14 protein-coding genes are annotated in these 17,587 nt (G+C 68.9%); 6 read left to right on the top strand and 8 right to left on the bottom strand.

The features are described from left to right. The first annotated feature begins 60 nt into the window (after window positions 1–60). On the top strand, window positions 61–2,958 hold the full coding sequence (locus tag AC3A6B_RS16640) for an adenosylcobalamin-dependent ribonucleoside-diphosphate reductase (protein WP_487837788.1): 2,898 nt from the start codon (window positions 61–63) through the stop codon (window positions 2,956–2,958). Here the strand turns inward: AC3A6B_RS16640 and AC3A6B_RS16635 are convergent. Beyond that, window positions 2,955–3,659, bottom strand: coding sequence for a glutathione S-transferase N-terminal domain-containing protein (locus AC3A6B_RS16635; RefSeq protein ID WP_487837787.1), 705 nt, complete (start codon window positions 3,657–3,659; stop codon window positions 2,955–2,957). The genes AC3A6B_RS16640 and AC3A6B_RS16635 overlap by 4 nt on opposite strands. A 62-nt stretch (window positions 3,660–3,721) precedes the next feature. Next, window positions 3,722–4,576 (bottom strand): methylglyoxal synthase, encoded by an 855-nt coding sequence (locus tag AC3A6B_RS16630; RefSeq protein ID WP_487837786.1) that lies wholly within the window; start codon window positions 4,574–4,576, stop codon window positions 3,722–3,724. Between the two features lie 52 nt (window positions 4,577–4,628). Here AC3A6B_RS16630 and AC3A6B_RS16625 point away from each other — a divergent pair, with 52 nt between their 5' ends. The 3 genes from AC3A6B_RS16625 to AC3A6B_RS16615 are packed head-to-tail and all read left to right on the top strand — an operon-like array spanning window position 4,629 to window position 6,887. After that, entirely contained in the window at window positions 4,629–5,864 is a 1,236-nt protein-coding gene (locus tag AC3A6B_RS16625) for a lanthionine synthetase C family protein (RefSeq protein ID WP_487837785.1), read from the top strand. Window positions 5,865–5,890: 26 nt separating this feature from the next. Then, window positions 5,891–6,655: a class II aldolase/adducin family protein gene (locus AC3A6B_RS16620; RefSeq protein ID WP_487837784.1), complete on the top strand. Its 765-nt coding sequence runs from the start codon at window positions 5,891–5,893 to the stop codon at window positions 6,653–6,655. A 31-nt stretch (window positions 6,656–6,686) separates the two neighbouring features. Continuing rightward, window positions 6,687–6,887 carry a 4-oxalocrotonate tautomerase gene (locus tag AC3A6B_RS16615; RefSeq protein ID WP_487837783.1) on the top strand — a complete coding sequence of 67 codons (201 nt, stop codon included), beginning with the start codon at window positions 6,687–6,689 and terminating at the stop codon, window positions 6,885–6,887. Here AC3A6B_RS16615 and AC3A6B_RS16610 read toward each other — a convergent pair. After that, entirely contained in the window at window positions 6,884–8,212 is a 1,329-nt protein-coding gene (locus AC3A6B_RS16610) for an MFS transporter (RefSeq protein ID WP_487837782.1), read from the bottom strand. The genes AC3A6B_RS16615 and AC3A6B_RS16610 overlap by 4 nt on opposite strands. 46 nt (window positions 8,213–8,258) lie before the next feature. After that, the gene (locus AC3A6B_RS16605) at window positions 8,259–9,899 is read right to left on the bottom strand and encodes a GMC family oxidoreductase (protein ID WP_487837781.1); all 1,641 of its coding nucleotides are present in this window, start codon (window positions 9,897–9,899) and stop codon (window positions 8,259–8,261) included. Between the two features lie 94 nt (window positions 9,900–9,993). On the opposite strand from AC3A6B_RS16605, the gene AC3A6B_RS16600 reads away from it, so the two are divergent. Together AC3A6B_RS16600 and AC3A6B_RS16595 are read left to right on the top strand one after the other, a co-directional pair. Further along, complete coding sequence (locus AC3A6B_RS16600; protein WP_487837780.1) at window positions 9,994–10,806, top strand: IclR family transcriptional regulator; 813 nt, start codon at window positions 9,994–9,996, stop codon at window positions 10,804–10,806. A gap of 86 nt (window positions 10,807–10,892) precedes the next feature. Then, a complete protein-coding gene (locus AC3A6B_RS16595; RefSeq protein WP_487837779.1) occupies window positions 10,893–12,578 on the top strand; it encodes an FxLYD domain-containing protein in 1,686 nt (561 codons plus the stop codon). A gap of 3 nt (window positions 12,579–12,581) precedes the next feature. Here AC3A6B_RS16595 and AC3A6B_RS16590 read toward each other — a convergent pair whose 3' ends face one another. Genes AC3A6B_RS16590 through AC3A6B_RS16575 form a run of 4 tightly spaced genes read right to left on the bottom strand, consistent with a single transcriptional unit; the run spans window position 12,582 to window position 17,329 of the window. Then, entirely contained in the window at window positions 12,582–14,105 is a 1,524-nt protein-coding gene (locus AC3A6B_RS16590) for an AMP-binding protein (RefSeq protein WP_487837778.1), read from the bottom strand. After that, window positions 14,102–15,550 carry an acylating sulfoacetaldehyde dehydrogenase gene (sauS, locus tag AC3A6B_RS16585; RefSeq protein WP_487837777.1) on the bottom strand — a complete coding sequence of 483 codons (1,449 nt, stop codon included), beginning with the start codon at window positions 15,548–15,550 and terminating at the stop codon, window positions 14,102–14,104. The genes AC3A6B_RS16590 and sauS overlap by 4 nt, the downstream gene beginning before the upstream one ends. A 1-nt stretch (window position 15,551) precedes the next feature. Beyond that, window positions 15,552–16,538 carry a tripartite tricarboxylate transporter substrate binding protein gene (locus tag AC3A6B_RS16580; RefSeq protein WP_487837776.1) on the bottom strand — a complete coding sequence of 329 codons (987 nt, stop codon included), beginning with the start codon at window positions 16,536–16,538 and terminating at the stop codon, window positions 15,552–15,554. Further along, window positions 16,535–17,329: an IclR family transcriptional regulator gene (locus AC3A6B_RS16575; RefSeq protein ID WP_487837775.1), complete on the bottom strand. Its 795-nt coding sequence runs from the start codon at window positions 17,327–17,329 to the stop codon at window positions 16,535–16,537. The genes AC3A6B_RS16580 and AC3A6B_RS16575 overlap by 4 nt, the downstream gene beginning before the upstream one ends. Window positions 17,330–17,587 lie beyond the last annotated feature (258 nt).

The raw sequence follows: 17,587 nt of genomic DNA, 5'->3' as shown, positions 1-17,587 counted from the left end.
CTCGGACAAGCGCGTGCGTCGCGTCTGACGCAAGATGCAGGACGCAATCAGGAGCGAACCATGGAACCTCAGGCCTCGACCCGTTCGATCAGCGCGCCCGCGCTGCCGCTGCAGGCGATCAGCGAGGAAGTGCTGCTCGAGAAGTACGCCAAGGGCAGTGAACGCAGCATCGACGACGTTCGCCGCCGCGTCGCGCGTGCGCTGGCGCAGGCCGAGCCGCCAGAGGCGCGCGCGCAGTGGGAAGCGCGCTTCCTGCAGGCCTTGCAGGACGGCTTCGTGCCCGCGGGGCGCATCAACTCGGCGGCAGGCACGGCGCTGTCTGCCACGCTGATCAACTGCTTCGTGCAGCCGGTCGGCGACTCGATCGCGCGGGAAGAGGAAGGCTATCCGGGCATCTACACCGCGCTCACTGAGGCCGCCGAGACCATGCGCCGCGGCGGCGGCGTCGGCTACGACTTCTCGCGCATCCGGCCGCGCGGCGCCTGGGTCGGCAGCACGCAGTCGAGCGCCTCGGGGCCGGTGTCGTACATGCGGGTGTTCGACCGCTCCTGCGAGACGGTGGAGTCGGCCGGCGCGCGCCGCGGCGCGCAGATGGGCGTGCTGCGCTGCGACCATCCGGACATCGACGAGTTCGTGCATGCCAAGGACCAGGGCGACCTGGCGAACTTCAACATCTCGGTGGGACTGACCGATGCCTTCATGCAGGCCGTGCAGGACGACCGGCCGGTCGATCTGGTGCACCGCGCGGCGCCCGGCCCGCGGCAGAAGGCCGGCGGCGCCTACCAGCGCGATGACGGCCTGTGGGTCTACCGCACGCTGCCGGCGCGCGAACTGTGGGAACAGATCATGCGGTCGACCTACGACCATGCCGAGCCCGGCGTGCTGTTCCTCGACCGCATCAACGCCGACAACAACCTCTCGTACTGCGAAACCATCGCCGCCACCAACCCCTGCGGCGAGCAGCCCTTGCCGCCCTACGGCTGCTGCTGCCTCGGCTCGATCGACCTGACGCGCTTCGTGCATGACCCCTTCGAGCCGGCCGCGCGTTTCGACGAAGAGGCCTTCGCGCGCCTGGCGCGCATGGCGGTGCGCATGCTCGACAACGTGCTCGACATCAGCGTCTGGCCGCTCGAGCGCCAGCGCGAGGAGGCATTCAGCAAGCGCCGCATCGGCCTCGGCTTCACCGGCCTGGGCGATGCGCTGGTGATGCTGAACCTGCGCTACGACAGCGCCGCCGCGCGCGCCGCGGCGCGCCGCATCGCCGAAGTGCTGCGCGATGCGGCCTACGAAGCGTCTGCAGACCTGGCGGCCGAGCGCGGCGCCTTCCCGCTCTTCAACGCCGACCTCTACCTGCGCCGCGGCACCTTCGCCTCGCGCCTGCCGGCGCCGCTGAAGGAGCGCGTCCGCGCGGCAGGCCTGCGCAACTCGCACCTACTGTCCATCGCGCCGACCGGCACCATCAGCCTGGCCTTTGCCGACAACGCGAGCAACGGCGTCGAGCCGGCGTTCTCGTGGACCTACACGCGCCGCAAGCGCAGCGCCGAAGGCACCTTCGAAGAACACGTGGTTGAAGACCATGCCTGGCGGCTGTACCGGCATCTGAAGGGCGAGCAGGCGCCGCTCACCGAGGCCTTCGTCACCGCGCTGCAGATGAGCGCGCAGGCGCACGAGGAGATGGTCGCGGCGGTGGCGCCTTACGTCGATACCGGCATCTCGAAGACCGTCAATGTGCCGGCCGACTATCCGTACGCGGATTTCCAGGACCTGTACCTGCGGGCCTGGAAGTCCGGCCTGAAGGGCCTGGCGACCTACCGGCCCAACGCGGTGCTCGGTGCGGTGCTCAGCGTCGATGCCGTCGCCGCCGCGAAGATGCAGGAAGGGCCGGCAGCGCTCGAGGCCCCGCACCTGAACCAGCGCCTCGCGCTCGAACGCATGCCGCGGCCGGTGCTGGCCTCGCTGCGCTGGCCCGGGCGCCCGGAGCTGCCCGGCGGCAATGCGGCCTGGACCTACATGGTCCGGCTTCCCTTCGGCGAGTTCGCGCTCTTCATCGGCGAGCTGCCCGAGGAGGGCAAGCCCGCGCCCTTCGAGGTGTGGATCAACGGCGCCGAACAGCCGCGCGGGCTCGGCGCGCTGGCCAAGACCGTGTCGATGGACCTGCGCGCCAAGGACGCGGCCTGGGTGCGCCTGAAGCTCGATGCGATGGCCACGGTGCAGGAAGAGCACGCGTTCGAGATGCCCTTTCCGCCGCATGGCGAGATGCGCCGCTTTCCCGGCGTGGTGGCGGCCACCGCCGCGGTGATCCGCTGGCGCTGCGAGCAATTGGGCCTATGGGATCAGGGCGAATCCGCACCGACGCCCGTGATCGACGCGATGTTCAGCCGCGAGGAGCCGCAGACCGGCCCGAACGGCACGCTCGCCTGGTCGGTCGACGTGCACAACCCGGCCAGCGACGAAGCCTTCGCGCTGACGCTCAAGGAGGTGCTGGTGCCGGACGGGCAGGGCGGCACGGTCACCCGGCCCTGCGCGCTGGGGCTTTCGGGCAACTGCCCGCGCGCGATGGACGGGCTCGCGCGCGTGCTCTCGCTCGACATGCGCGTGCTCGACCCGGCATGGATCGGCATGAAGCTGCGCAAGCTCCTGAACTACGCCGAACCGCTGGGCCACTTCATGGCTTTCGTGCCGGGCCTGCCGCACGGCCAGCAGCGGCAGCAGATCTGGCCCTCGACGGTGGCCTACCTGGCGCGGCTGATCATCCACCGCTACGCGATGCTCGGCGTGCTGGACGAAGCGGGCTATCCGCTTCAGGAGATGGGCATCCTGCAGCTGCCGGCGTTCACGCTCACGCAGGCCGAGCCGATGGCCGGCGCGCGCTGCCCGGAGTGCGGCAACGCGACGATGATCCAGAAGGACGGCTGCGACTTCTGTACCGCCTGCGGCCACATCGGCAGCTGCGGTTAGTCCCGCTTGGGAATGCCCAGGCCCCGCGCGACGGCCGGACGCGCCAGGAACATCTCCAGCGCCCGCGTGACCTGCGGGAAGTTCCGGATCTCAACCAGGTCCGCCGCCTCGTAGAAACCGATCAGGTTGCGCACCCAGGGGAAGGTGGCGATGTCGGCGATGGTGTAGGCATCGCCCATGATCCAGCTGCGGCCTGCGAGCCGCCCCTCGAGCACGCCCAGCAGGCGCTTGGCCTCCTCGACGTAGCGGTCGCGCGGGCGCTTGTCTTCGTAGTCCTTGCCGGCGAACTTGTTGAAGAAGCCGAGCTGGCCGAACATCGGGCCGATGCCGCCCATCTGGAACATCAGCCACTGGATGGTTTCCCAGCGGCCGGCCGCGTCCTTCGGCATCAGCTGGCCGGTCTTGTCCGCGAGGTAGAGCAGGATCGCGCCCGATTCGAACAGGGGCAGCGGCTTGCCGCCGGGGCCGTCGGGATCGAGGATGGCCGGGATCTTGTTGTTGGGACTCAGTGAGAGGAACTCGCTCGACATCTGGTCGTTCGCCGAGAAGTTGACCAGATGCGGCTCGTAGGGCAGGCCCGTCTCTTCGAGCATGATCGAGACCTTGACGCCGTTGGGCGTCGGCAGCGAATAGAGCTGCAGTCGGTCGGGATGCCGGGCGGGCCATTTCTTGGTGATCGGAAAAGCCGACAGATCGTTCATGGTGTTGTGTGTCCTCGATGCCGTGGGTGGCTGAAGGCGGGATTCTGCCTTCGGCCGGCGGTTCAGGAGAAGGTCGATGCCCAGCGCTCGGCCATCGCCGGGGAGTTGAAGCAGGTGGTGTCGCGCGTCGTACTGCACACCGCCCGTTCGAGCAGCTGGATGTCGGCCTCGTGCTGGCGCGCGACGTGCGGGTCCTCGAAGAAGATGGCCATCTGGCAGCGGCGGTCGAGCACCAGCTCGGCGATCTGTGCATCGCCGCCCAGCGGGCCGCTGAGATAGCGCTGGACCCAGGGCTGGTCCCGGGGCCAGCCGCGCGACCAGGCCATGTCGTTGAGCCGGCCGCCCGTGGTGCCGGTGCCGACGCGCGCCTTGAACCTGGACAACAGGTCGAAGTGCGCCGCGGCGAATTCGACCATGCGGTCCTTCAAGGCATCGTGCGCAATCAGGGCGACCGTCTGCGCGTCGATCGCCGAGAGCCGTTGTTCTCGATCCGAAGCCAGGCCTGCTTGCGCGAGCTCCACTGCCACCCATTCGGCCGCGCCTGCGACCGTGGAAACGAAGGGCTTGCCGTGGACGACACACTGGCGCTTGAGCGCCAGCGCCTCCGGGTACAGCGATGACGGATCGACGGGATCGATCAGGTAGATCACGCCGTCGAGCTCGCTGGCGGTGGCGAGACCGCCCGCGATGTGCGATACCAGCCGCATCACGCCGCCGTCCCGGCCGTCGGGATAGCGCACCAGGCGCTCGTATCCGGCCAGCAGGCCCTGGCGCATCAGCGCATCGTAGGTGCCGCCGACCGCGTGCAGCTCGAGCTGCAGCGTGCGTATGCCCTCGTCGCTGGCAGCGGCCCAGTGGGCCAGCCCGGCGCTCGCGTCGCGGCGATGCAGTCTGCTGGCGATCAACCCGAAGCGCATGGCGGTCTCTCCTGTATGTTCGACATGGCGCTTCCATGCCCAAGTCATTATCGTGAGCTCTCCTCACCCGCACACCATGCTCTTCTCGACCGACCGCCATGAACCGCTGAGCCTGATCGCCTGGGACGAAGCGCTGGTGCGCGAAACGATCGCGCAGATCGTGAGCGAGACGGAAGCCCGCTTCACTCCCCAACTGCTGTGGCCGACCCATCCCAACGACAGCGCCCGGGCTGCCCCTTCCTACATGCTCTATTGGGGCGCCTGCGGCGTGTTCTGGGCCCTTCGCTACCTGGAGGCGCGCGGCGCATGCCGGCTGCAGGGCGACTACGCGCCCTTCGTTCATCCGCTGTTGGAGCCGAACCGGAAGGCGATGGGGCACCGCGACTCGTCGGCCTTCGGCAGCTACCTGATGGGCGACACGGGCATTCAGCTGCTGCGCTACTGGAACGAGCCGTCCGGTGAGACGGCCGACGAGCTGGCCAGGCTCATCGAGCAGACGATGGACCATCCCGCGCGCGAACTCATGTGGGGTGCGCCGGGCACGCTGCTCGCCGCGCTTTTTCTCCACCAGCGCACTGGCGATGCGCGATGGGCCGGGCTCTACCAGGCAACGGCGCGCAAGCTCTGGTCGCAACTCGAAGGCTCGCCGGCCTTCGGGTGCCGCTACTGGACCCAGGACCTGTACGGCGGAAGACACACCTTCCTCGACGCGGTGCACGGCTTCGTCGCGACCGCGGCGGTGCTCGTCCAGGGGCGGCATCTGCTGGAGGGGGACGAATGGGCCGCGTGGCAGCAGTGCATCGCCGACACCGTGCGGCAGACCGCGGAACGAGACGGCCCGCATGCCAACTGGCGGCCGAAGCTGGACTCCGCGCCGCTCAGGGAGTCGGCCACGAAGCTCGTCCAGTTCTGCCACGGCGCGCCCGGTTTCGCCATCTGTCTCGCGGACTTTCCCGACGCCTCGCTGGACGACCTGCTCCTGGCCGCCGGTGAAACGACCTGGGCCGCCAGTCCGCTGCGCAAGGGCTCCAACCTGTGCCACGGAACGGGCGGCAACGGCTACGCCTTTCTCAAGCTCTACCGCCGCTTCGGCGACGCGCGATGGCTGGAGCGCGCACGTGCATTCGCCATGCACGGCATCCGGCAGACCGACGCCGATCTCGCGAAGTTCGGCCATCTGCGCTACTCGCTCTGGACCGGCGACCTGGGCTTCGCGATCTACCTGTGGGATTGCATCGAAGGCACCGAGCGCTTTCCCACGCTCGACGTGTTCTTCGCGGGCGCGTGAGCGGCCTTGTGGCATCCTGTCATTGCATGAATCCCTCCGTCAAAGCCGGCCGGCGCCCGGCACGCACCGAGCGGGAAGTCCGCGTCGACCTTGCCGCCGCCTATCGCATGGCCGCGCAGAACGGCTGGGACGACACCGTCTACACCCACCTGTCGGCCAGCGTGCCCGGCGAGCCGGGCCACTACCTGCTGAACCCCTTCGGTGCGACCTTCGACGAGATCAGCGCATCGAGCCTGGTCAAGGTGAACGTGCGCGGCGAGGTGGTCGACGGTTCGGGAGCCCGCGTCAACCCGAGCGGCTTCGCGATCCACGGCGCGGTGCACGCGGCGCGGCCCGAGGTCGAATGCGTGATTCACCTGCACACGCCATGGGGCGTGGCCTTGTCGATGCTGCCGAACGGATTGCAGCCGACCTCGCAGTACGCGATGCGGCTGCACCGGCGGCTCGGCCGTCATGCCTATGAAGGGCTGGCGCTGGGCGTCCATGAACAGCGGCGCCTCGTCGCGGATCTTGGTGCGCTCGACGGCCTGATCCTCGACAACCACGGCACGCTGGTCGTGGGCCGCACCGTCGCCGAGGCCTGGATGCTCATGCATCTGCTGGAGCGCGCCGCGCAAGCGCAACTGCGCGCGATGGCGGCCGCGGGCGGCGCCGTGCGCGTGGTCAGCGATGAACTCGCCGCACGCACCCATGGTGAATGGGTCGGCGACGGCAGCGAGTGGGACGGCGACGTGGAGTGGCCGGCCCTGCTGCGACGGCTCGACCGCGCCTCGCCCGGTTATCGTGATTGACTGACTGAACGATTCACTCTGGAGAACAAGCATGCCAACCATTCGCGTCGAACTGTTCGAGGGCCGTACCGTTGAGCAGAAGCGTGCGCTCGCGCAGGCCCTGACCGAAGCCACCGTGCGCACCCTGGGCGGCTCTCCCGACGCCGTCGACATCCTGTTCTATGACATCGCGAAGCACGACTGGGCCACCGGCGGCAGGCTCTGGAGCGAGCCCGCGCCGCCGCCGGCCTAGGGCCGCGCCTGCAGCGGCCGCTCGTCCAGGTGCAGATCGGCCACTTCGCCGCCGCGCCCGATCAGCCACGCGCACAGTGCCGACACCGCACCCGCGAACAGCACGTACATGCAGATCTGCCAGGGCGCGCCGCCGCCCGACTTGAGCAGCGCGGTGGCGACGATCGGCGTGATGCCCGATGCGAAGATGCCGGAGAACTGGTAGACGAAGGAGATGCCGGTGTAGCGCACCTTGGCGTCGAAGAGGTCGCAGAAGAGCGCAGCCTCCGGCCCGTACACCGACGCGTAGAGGATGCCGAAGGGGACGATGATCGCGAGCCAGACCAGGAACACGTTGCCGCCGCTGTGCGTCATGAGCCAGAAGCCCGGGAAGGCGGCGACGGCCGTGATCAGCGAGCCCCACATGTAGACCCTGGGCCGCCCGAGGCGGTCGGACAGGCGGCCGAAGAAGGGGATGGTGAAGATCATCACCACCGCCGCGGCCATCACGCCCACCAGCGCCTCGGTGCGGCTGATCTTGATCGTGCTCGTCAGGTAGTTGATCGAGAACACGCCGAAGATGTTGAAGAACACGCCGTCGATGTAGCGCGCGCCCATGCCCTTCAACACATTGCCCGGATAGCGCCGGATCATGTCCATGAAGGGAATGCGCAGCTCGGCATTGCGCGCCTTCACGGCCGCGAACTCCGGCGTCTCCTGCACGTGCAGGCGGATGTACATGCCCACCGCCACCATCACGCCCGAGATCAGGAAGGCGATGCGCCAGCCCCAGGCAAGGAACTGCTCGTCCGTCAGCAGAAAGGACAGCAGCGCCACCACGCCCGAGGCCATGCACAGCCCGATGGCCAGCCCGATCTGCGGCAGCGAGGCATAGAAGCCGCGCTTGCTCTTCGGCGCGTACTCGTAGGCCATCAGCACCGCGCCGCCCCATTCGCCGCCGAGGCCGATGCCCTGCGCGATGCGCAGCAGCAGCAGCAGGATGGGCGCGGCGATGCCGATCTGCGCATAGGTCGGCACCAGCCCGATCAGGAAGGTGGCCACGCCCATGATCATCAGCGTGATGATCAGCATGCTCTTGCGCCCGATCTTGTCGCCGAAGTGGCCGAAGATCACGCCGCCCAGCGGCCTTGTCACGAAGCCCACCGCGAAGGTGGTGTAGGCCAGCAGGGTCGACACCACCGGATCGCTGCCCGGAAAGTAGAGCTTGTTGAAGACGATGCCGGCCACCACGCCGTAGAGGAAGAAGTCGTACCACTCGATGCTCGCGCCCACCAGCGCCGAAACCACCACCTTTCGAATCGCCTTTTCGTCATTCGTCGCACTCATGTGTTTGTCTCCAATGAGGTGTCGTTGTGGATGCTGCGGAAGAAACTCAGCGGGCGTTGCGGGCGTCCTCGCGTATCAGGTCGACGGCCTTCTCGGCCATCATCACGGCCGGTGCGTTGGTGTTGCCCGAGACCAGCGTGGGCATGGCCGAGCAGTCGACGACGCGCAGGCCGCCGACGCCATGCACGCGCAACCGCGCATCGACCACCGCCAGCGCATCGCTGCCCATGCGGCAGGTGCCGGTGGGGTGGAAGATGGTGGCGCCGTTGTTGCGGCAGAACTCGAGCAGCTCGGCATCGCTCGCCGCATCGGGCCCGGGCTTGACCTCGCGCTTCACGTAGGGCCGCATCGCGGGCGAAGCGGCGATGGCGCGCGCCGACTTCACGCCTGCCACCGCGGTCGCGCGGTCGAGCTCGGTCGCGAGGTAGTTGGGCTGCATCTCGGGCGGCTCGGCCGGGTCGAGCGAGCGGATGCGGATATGGCCGCGCGACTCCGGCCGCAGCTGGCAGATCGAGAGCGTGAAGCCCGAGTACGGATGCACCTTGCCGCCGGCCATGTCGGCCGACAGCGTGGCCACGTGGAACTGGATGTCGGGCGTGCTCGCCACCGGCCGGCCTTGCCGATCGGTGAGCGCGCGCATGAAGCAGCCACCCTGGTTGATGCCGATCGCCAGCGCGCCGGTGCGGTGCAGCAGCCATTCGATGCCGAGCTTGGCTTGGCCGACCCAGGAGTTGAGCTGGTCGTTGGTGGTGATCGGTTTCGTGCATTCGTAGCCGAGGCGGATCTGCAGATGGTCCTGCAGGTTCTCGCCCACGCCCGGCAGCGCCTGCACGACCGGGACGCCGCGCTGTTCGAGCAGCGCGCGCGGGCCGATGCCCGAGAGCTGCAGCAGCTGCGGCGACTGGATGGCGCCGGCGGACAACAGCACCTCGGCGCGGCAGCGCGCGGTCTTCGTCGCGCCGCCTTGAAGGTAGCGCACGCCGGCGGCGCGCCGGCCTTCGAACACCAGGCCCGTGGCCAGCGCGTCGGTTTCGATGCGCAGGTTCGATCTGTTCTTCGCTGGCGCGAGATAGGCCTTGGCCGTGCTGCAGCGCCAGCCCTTGTGCGTGGTGAGCTGGTAGTAGCCGGCGCCTACCTGTTCGGCGCCGTTGAAGTCTTCGGTGCGCTTCACGCTGATCGGGCCGATCTGCTGTGCGCCGTCGATGAAGGCCTCGATCAGCTCATGCTTGGCGCCGATGTCCGACACCTTGAGCGGACCGTCGGCGCCGTGGAAGGCATCGGCGCCGCGCTGGTTGCCTTCGGACTTGATGAAGTAGGGCAGCACGTCCTCGTAGCCCCAGCCTGGGTTGCCGAGCGCGGCCCAGTGGTCGTAGTCCTCGCGCTGGCCGCGGATGTAGATCAGGCCGTTGATCGCGCTCGAACCGCCCAGCGTCTTGCCGCGCGGCCAGTAGATGCGCCGTCCGTTCATGTTCGGATCGGGGTCGGTCTCGAAGCGCCAGTTGTAGGTGGGGCTCCACATCGTCTTGCCATAGCCGATGGGCAGGTGGATCCACAGCGACCTGTCGGGCGGCCCGGCCTCCAGCAGCAGCACGCGCGCCGCCGGGTCTTCGCTCAGCCGCCCGGCCAGCACGCAGCCGGCCGAGCCGGCGCCCACGACGATGTAATCGAACTCTTCTTCAACGGGCATTCGGGCATCCGGGCAGTGGAACAATCGCTTCGGCCGCCCGATGCTAGGCGATCGATTTTCGGAACGCAACGTTCCACTTTAGAGGTTTACCCGTATGACGCGTCCTGCGCGCACTGCTGCTGCCAAGGTTTCGAAGGCTCCCGTGCCTGCTGTGGAAGAGACCGCTTCAGGCTCTTCGGCCGAGCGGAGCCTTCGCCTCTTGGCTTTGTTGGCCAACGAAGGCCGGGCCTTGTCGCTGGCCGATCTGGCCGCGCAGCTGTCGCTGCCCAAGGGCACCGCGCATCGCATCTGCACGCAACTGCTGGCCACCGGTTTTCTGGCGCGCGACGTCGACGAGCGCTCGTTCAGCGTCGGGCCGGCGCTGCGGCAACTGGCCTTCGACACGCTGAACCATGGCGTGGTGCGCGGCCTCAGGCACGAGGTGTTGTCGGAACTGGTGCGGCAAGTGGGCGAGACCTGCAACTTCACGACCCTCGACGGCGCGCAGGTGCTTTATCTCGACCGCGTCGAAGCGCAATGGCCGCTGCGGCTGACGCTCGATGTGGGCTCGCATGTGCCGCTGCATTGCACGGCGAGCGGCAAGTTGTTTCTTGCGCAAATGCCGAAGAAGGAACGCGACGCGCTGATCGACCAGATCACGCTGACGCGCATGACGGCCAACAGCATCACCGACCCCGGCAAGCTTCGCGCCGAGTGCGATGCGATCGCCAAGCGCGGCTATTCGAGCGACCGCGAGGAGTTCATTGCAGGGCTGGTGGCGGTGGCGGTGCCGGTGCTGGATGCAGCAGGCCAGGTGCGCGCGGCGATCGCGGTGCATGCGCCTACGGCGCGGATGACGATGGAGGATGCGGTGAAGAGGATCGGGGCGTTGAAGGAGGCGGCTGCGCGGATGACGGGGTTGCTTTGAGGCACTGGGGCAGGGCACAGCGGCGCGGCACGGCCTCTCGCTAAGATCGCGCCGTACCACGCCGCCACGCCCGACAAGGAACCTCAGTGACCATCAACCTGCAAACGCTCAAGTGCGGCGAATGCGGCAGCGGGGTGCTCGAGCGCTCCGGGCTCAACCAGTACACCTGCGCGCATTGCGGCTCGGTGTCGATCGTCGAAGACAAGGTGTCCGAGCGGCTGGAGCGGGTGCTCGAACAGGTCAAGGACGAGGCCGGGCGCCGGTTGGCGGAGGAACACTCGGCGCGCCAGCGGCACGTGGGCAAGGCGATGGCCGTCGCCGCGGCGTCGATCGCGGCGCTGGTCACGGGCGTGTTCGTGGTCACGGCCTTCATCGTCGACCGCAAGGAGCCGTCCGCAACCGGCAGGCCGGCGGTCGCCTCGACGGCGCCGCGCACGATCCCGATCGACGGGCTCAAGCTCGATGCGCCGCGCCAGGTGCTGGTGGGCGCCGGCAGCTCGGCCCGGCCCAGGCTGCTGGTGACGGTAGGCAACGAAAGCGGTACGGCGCTCGAGCGGCCGAGCGTCAAGGCGGTCTTTTACGACGGCGAAAACCGCATCGGCGAGCACAGCGAATCGGTGCCGATCGGCACGCTGGCGCCGGGCGAAACGGCGCCGCTCCTGATCGACCTGCCGAGCGACAGGAACGTCACGCGCCAGGAGCTCCAGGTGGCCTCGCTGTCCGCGCCGTACCGCAGCGTCGAAGGGCCGCGGCTCGAGTTCGCGCGCGTGCGCCTGGTGCAGCAGGAAGCCGAGGTGCGGCTGGTCGGCCGCATCTTCAATGCGCGCAAGGACACGGCGGCGCTGACCGGCGTCGAAGTGCTGGTCACGCTCTACGACGACGCCGGCGCCGTCATCGGTTTCGGCCGCGGCTTCTCGCAGGCCAGCGAGATCAAGCCGGGCGAGCGCAGCGCGGCGGAGGTGCGCATCGAGCGCTTCGGCAACCGCCAGGCGCCGATCGCGGCATGGGACTACCGCATCGACTACAACCTGAGCGAAGGGGAGCAGCAGGGCCGCAAGCGGGTGCTGAGCAGCAACCGCGTGATCCGCACGGCCGGCGCGCCGGAGGCCTTCCATCCGTCGCTGCGCCTCGGCAGCGAAGACCTGCTGGCCGACGAAGCCGAGCGCTTCGACCTGGCGCAGATCGAGCTGCTGCCGCTGGTGCCCGCGCGCAACATCACGCAGCGGCCGGTGTACCTGGCCGAGGTGGTCAACCACAGCAGCGAGGCCATCGCCCTGGCGCCAGGCGCGGTGATCTCGCGCTACGACGGCAACCGGCTCGACGGCACCACGGCCGTGGCCGGCCCGGCCTACCTCTATCCCGGCGAGCGCTTTCCCGTGCTGCTGGAGCCGCGCGACACCGACCGCATCTCGGCCACGCGCGTGGAATGGAAGCCGATGCGCCGCGCCGCCATGCCGGGGCCTCGCATGCCGCTGCAGGTGCGCGTCGAAGATACCCGCGCGGCGACGAGCAGCGTGCTGGTCAACTTCCGCCGGCGCTACAGCTACAAGTACGTCGACGTCAGCGGCACGGTGACCAACCCGGGCCAGGCCATCGTTCGCAAGGCGCGGCTGTGGGTGAGCCTGCGCGACGCCGAAGGCAGGCTCGCCGGCTTCACGCTGCTCGACAACCTGCCGGCCATCGCGCCCGGCGAGAGCGTGCCCTTCCAGGCCAAGGTCAATCAGTTCGGCCGCGATTTCGCGCGCGTGGACACGCTCTACCAGAGCGAGTAGCCCTCACTGCTCAAACAGCGGCAGCAGCTTGAGCCGCTGCACCTTGCCGGAGGGCCCCCGCGGCAGCTCGTCGACGAAGCGGTAGTGGCCCGGGGTCTTGTAGCGGCCGAGCGTGCGCGCGCAGTACTCGCGCAGCTCGTCCTCGGTGCAGGCGCTGCCTTCGCGCAGCATCACGGCAACGCCGATCTCCTGGCCGTAGTGGCGGTCGGGCACGCCCACGGCGGCGGCGTCGCGCACGGCCGGGTGCTGCAGCAGCGCCTCGTCGATCTCGCGCGGCGCGATGTTCTCGCCGCCCTTGATGATCAGTTCCTTGATGCGGCCGGTGACGAAGAAGAAGCCGTCGGCATCGCGATGCCCCAGGTCGCCGGTGCGCAGCCACCCGTCGGGCGTGAAGCTCGCGCGCGTCGCCTCTTCGTTCTTGTAGTAGCCGAGCATCACGTTGGGGCCGCGGATCACCAGCTCGCCCGTGCTGCCGTCGGGCACTTCGGCCAGCGCCGCATCGAGCACGCGCGCCTCGCAGCCGGAGGCGCGGCCCACCGAGCCCAGCTTGCGCGCGGCCGGGTCCATGGGATTCGAGAACGAGGGCGCCGCGGTTTCGGTGAGCCCCATTGTCTCGACGATGCCGATGCCGAACATCTGCTCGAAGGCGCGATGGTGCTCGGGCGGCAGCGCGGCCGAGGCCGAGCGGCAGAAGCGGATGCGCGCGGTCTGCGCCGCCGGCGGCTTCGCGCCTTCGAGCAGGTAGGAGATCATGGTCGGCACCACGTTGATCCACGTGCACTGCGTCTGCGCCGCCTGTTCCCAGAAGCGGCCCGCGGAGAACCTCGGCGGAAGCGCCAGGCTGCCGCCATGCGCGAGCGGCGCAAGCATGGTCACCGCGAAGGCGTTGATGTGATAGAGCGGCAGCACCGCCAGCACGCGGTCTTCGGGGTCGAGTTCGTGCTCGGCGCTGATGGCCTGGGCGTTGGCCGCGAGGTTGCGCTGGCTCAGCATCACGCCCTTGGGCAGGCCGGTGGTGCCGGAGGTGTACATCAGCAGGGCCACGCTGTCGGGCGCGGGTGCCGGGGCTTCCGCAGTGGCTGTGACATCGGCCTCGCCCGGCAGCGCCGCGGCATCGGGGTCGGCCACCAGCACGCTCACCGGCCGCCCGATGCCATCGAGCATGGCGCGCAGGCGCTCTTCCCATTCGGGCGCGACGCACAGCACGCGGCAGTCCGAATGCGCGAGCACGTAGCGCATCTGATCGGGCTGCGAGAGCAGGTTGACCGGGTTCACGCACAGGCTGCCGTGCATCGCGCCCAAGAGCACGCGCAGCGTCTGCAGGCCGTTGGGCATGACCAGCGACACGGTGTCGCCCGGCCGGGCGCCGTGCTTCCGCAGCACCGCAGCGACCGTGCGGCAGCCGCGCGCCAGGCCGGCATAGGTGAGAGGTGCATTGTCCTGCGTCGAGAGCGCGTACACCGCCTGCGGTTGGCGCGCGGCCTGCTCTTCGATCAGCGCATGGACAGTGGAAGCCTCAGCGCTCACGCCGCACCGTGCCTGGCGAAGAAGTCGCCGAAGATCTCTTGCTCGCTCGGTACCCGTTCGGGAATCGGCCGCGACACGCGCGTGATGTTCAGGTAGTGGCGGTAGTTCATGTTGTCGGAAAAATTGTTCTTGCCCCAGGTGCCGCAACCCATCGAGAGCGAGAAGGGCAGCCCGTTGTCGAAGCTGCCGCCGGTGGCGATGCAGTGCGCCTGGTCGACGATCACCCGCGAGACCGGCAGCGAGAGCCCGAGCTGCAACGCGCGCTCCGGCCTGGCGCTGTGCAGCCCGACCGAGTGGCCCGCGCCTTCGTAGGCGTAGATGCGCTCGACGATGCCCGCGGCTTCATCGAAGTCGCGCGCCGCATAGATCGCGAGCACGGGGCTCAGCTTCTCGCCGGAGTAGGGGTGCTCATGGCCCACGCCGTCCTCGGCCACCATCAGGATGCGAGGATTGCTTTCCGCGATCGCGAGCCAGGCCTTGCGGCCGCCGGCGTCCTGCTCGGCCGCACGCTCGGCGATCTCGCGTGCCGACTTGCCGATCACCGCGGGCGAGAGCTTGCCCTCGGGCCACATCAGCGAGCGCAGTGCCGCCTTCTGGGCCGCGCCGAGCATGACGGCGCCCCGATCCTTGAGCGCCGCGAGCATGGCCGCGCGCATCGCATCGACGATCACCAGGCTGTTCTCTGACGAGCAGCTGGTCGCGTTGTCGAAGGTCTTCGACAGCACGATGCGCTCGGCGGCCAGCGCCGCATCGGCCGTCTCGTCGACGATGCCGGCCACGTTGCCCGCGCCGACGCCGAAGGCCGGCGTGCCGCTGGCATAGGCCGCGCGCACGTTGGCCTGGGAGCCGGTCGCCACCACCAGGTCGCACAGGCGCATCAGCTCGGCCGTGGCCTGCTTGTTGACCGGCGCCGGCAGGAGCTGCACCAGGTCGCGCGGCGCGCCGATGCGATCGAACTGCGCGTGGATGAATTCGACGAGCCGCGCCGCGGTCGACCAGCCCTTGGGCGAGGGCGCCACGATCACCGCGTTGCGACCCTTGAGCGCATTGATGATCTTGTTGGCCGGCGTCGCGCCGGGGTTGGTCGACGGCGTGATCGCGCACACCACGCCCACCGGCCGCGCAATCTCGACGATGCCGCGCGCGGGATCTTCGGCAATCACGCCGACCGAGCGCGCGCCGCGCAGGTCGCGCAGCAGGCCGAAGGTCTTGCGGTAGTTCTTGCGCACCTTGTCCTCGACGTTGCCGACGCCGGTGTCGGCCACGGCCAGCTCGGCGAGCTCGCGGTTGCGTTTCGGTTCGATGATGGCCCAGCCGGCGGCGAGGACCGCCGTGTCCACCTCTTCCTGCGACCAGCTTTCGTAGATGCGCTGCGCCGCGCGGGCGCGCGTCACCAGTTCGGCGATCGGGCTCATGGCCGGCGATGAAGATGCGGAATGTTCCATGTCAATCTACTTTGATGCTGGCTTCCTTCGCCAGCTTGTTCCAGCGCACCAGTTCGGTGGTCACTACCTTGCCCAGCTGCTCCGGCGTGCCGCCGACGCCTTCGCTGCCCTGCGCCAGCAGCTTGTCGCGGATCTCGGGTTCGCGCACCACGGTGTTGATCACGCGGTTGAGCTTGTCGATGACGGGACGCGGCGTCTTGGTCGGCACGAAGGCCGCGTACCAGGAGTCGACCTCGAAGTCGGGAATGCCCGCTTCCTGCATCGTCGGCACGTCGGGGAAAGCGGCGCTGCGCTTCAGCGTCGACACCGCCAGCGCCTTCAGCTTGCCGGCCTTCACGAATTGCGCGGCCGCGGGAATCGATACCCACAGGAGCGGCACCTGCCCGCCCATCACATCGGTCACGGCCGGGCCGCCGCCGCGGTAGGGGATGTGCGTCATCTGCGTGCCGGTGCGCAGCTTGAGCAGCTCGCCCGCCAGGTGCCCCGGCGAGCCGTTGCCCACCGTGGCGAAGGAGAGGCTGCCGGGCTTGGCTTTGGCCAGCGCCACCAGCTCGGCCACCGTGTTGGCCGGGAAGCTGGTGTTCGCCACCAGGATCTGCGGCAGCGAAGCGACCATGCCGACGGGTTCGAAATCCTTCTGCGTGTCGAAGGACAGCTTCGGATAGATGGCCGGGTTGATGGTGTGCGAGGAGAGCGTGAAGAGCACGGTATAGCCGTCGGGCGCCGACTTGGCCGCGATCTCGGTGCCGATCGAGCCGGCCGCGCCGCCGCGGTTGTCGATCAGCACCGGCTGGCCCAGCAGCGCAGAGAAGCGCTCCTGCACGATGCGCGCGATCACGTCCGTGCCGCCGCCGGGCGGGTACGGAACGATCAGCTTGATCGGCTTCGTCGGGTAGTCGGTGCCGTTCTGCGCCTGCGCCGCGAAGGGCGCCGCGAGCGTTGCGGCGGCGAGGAGGGCAGTGCGCAGCCAGGGGGCGAAACTCGTCATTCCAGTCTCCTTCTCTTGGGGGTGAATGCCGGCTCCGGGCTGACCCGGTAGCCCAACGTGGCGCTGGCATCGCGCGCACAGGCCATGACCTGTTCGGCGAGTCCGCGTGCCTGGGTGCGCGCGAAGCGGATCGAGGGCACGCTCATGCCCAGTGCGGCGACCGCTTCGCCCCGCGCGTTGAAGACCGGCGCGCCGAGGCCGCAGACGCCGAGGCGCCACTCCTCGCGGTTCTCGGCATAGCCGCGTGCGCGTGTGCGCTCGAGCTCGGCATGGAGCGCGTCGAAGTCGGTGATGCTGTTCGGCGTGTGGGCCGCCAGGTTGCCGAGGCGCTGCTTCAGCGCAGGCACGTCCAGCCGCGCCGCCGCGAGCAGCGCCTTGCCCGAGGCCACGCAACACGCCGCCGCGCGCCCGCCGACGCGCGAGTAGGCGGCCACCGGCAGCGGGCTGTCGAACTTGTCGAGGTAGACGATTTCGGCTCCGTCGAGCGTGGCGAGGTGGATGGTCTCGCCGGTGGCTTGCGCCAGCGCGGCGAGATGCGGGCGCAGCAGGGCGCCGACATCCGCCACCTCGGCCACCATCGCGCCCAGCTCGAAGAGCCGCAGGCTCGGGCGGTAGGCGCTGGTCGCCGGGTCCTGCACCGCCCAGCCGCAGTCCACCAGCGTCTGCAGCGTGCGGTGCGCATTGCTGCGCGCCATGCCGAAGGCCTGGGCCAGGTCGGTCACGCGGCAGTCGCGCTGCTGGCGCACCATCCATTCGATCGCGGCGAGGCCCTTGGCCAGGGTGGAGTCCATGGGATCCTGGAATGTGTTGTTCTAAATACTGGAACAACGTTCAGATATATGGAACAACTCTAGGTGCCATGCGCCGCACTGTCAACCGGGGACGGCCCAGGCCCGGTGCAGAACCCCAGCGTGCAAAGCTTCTCGAAATGCCCGGCTTTGTAGGTAGAAAGACCCCGGACTTCGACCAAAGTCGTAGTCGCTTCGCCCGAGCACTCGGCACACTCGCGCCCTTGTCTGCGGACAGCCACCCCAAATCGACAGAGGGAA

The sequence above is a fragment of the Variovorax sp. Soil_C_33 genome (assembly GCF_057656935.1).
Note: the sequence above shows the minus strand (reverse complement) of the source record. Positions and strands in the feature narration are given on the sequence as shown.

Excerpts from the sequence above, each read along its gene's own strand:
- AC3A6B_RS16640 (WP_487837788.1), top strand. The coding sequence starts at position 61 with ATGGAACCTCAGGCCTCGACCCGTTCGATCAGCGCGCCCGCGCTGCCG.
- AC3A6B_RS16635 (WP_487837787.1), bottom strand. The coding sequence starts at position 3,659 with ATGAACGATCTGTCGGCTTTTCCGATCACCAAGAAATGGCCCGCCCGG.
- AC3A6B_RS16630 (WP_487837786.1), bottom strand. The coding sequence starts at position 4,576 with ATGCGCTTCGGGTTGATCGCCAGCAGACTGCATCGCCGCGACGCGAGC.
- AC3A6B_RS16620 (WP_487837784.1), top strand. The coding sequence starts at position 5,891 with ATGAATCCCTCCGTCAAAGCCGGCCGGCGCCCGGCACGCACCGAGCGG.
- AC3A6B_RS16615 (WP_487837783.1), top strand. The coding sequence starts at position 6,687 with ATGCCAACCATTCGCGTCGAACTGTTCGAGGGCCGTACCGTTGAGCAG.
- AC3A6B_RS16610 (WP_487837782.1), bottom strand. The coding sequence starts at position 8,212 with ATGAGTGCGACGAATGACGAAAAGGCGATTCGAAAGGTGGTGGTTTCG.
- AC3A6B_RS16605 (WP_487837781.1), bottom strand. The coding sequence starts at position 9,899 with ATGCCCGTTGAAGAAGAGTTCGATTACATCGTCGTGGGCGCCGGCTCG.
- AC3A6B_RS16600 (WP_487837780.1), top strand. The coding sequence starts at position 9,994 with ATGACGCGTCCTGCGCGCACTGCTGCTGCCAAGGTTTCGAAGGCTCCC.
- sauS (WP_487837777.1), bottom strand. The coding sequence starts at position 15,550 with ATGGAACATTCCGCATCTTCATCGCCGGCCATGAGCCCGATCGCCGAA.
- AC3A6B_RS16580 (WP_487837776.1), bottom strand. The coding sequence starts at position 16,538 with ATGACGAGTTTCGCCCCCTGGCTGCGCACTGCCCTCCTCGCCGCCGCA.
- AC3A6B_RS16575 (WP_487837775.1), bottom strand. The coding sequence starts at position 17,329 with ATGGACTCCACCCTGGCCAAGGGCCTCGCCGCGATCGAATGGATGGTG.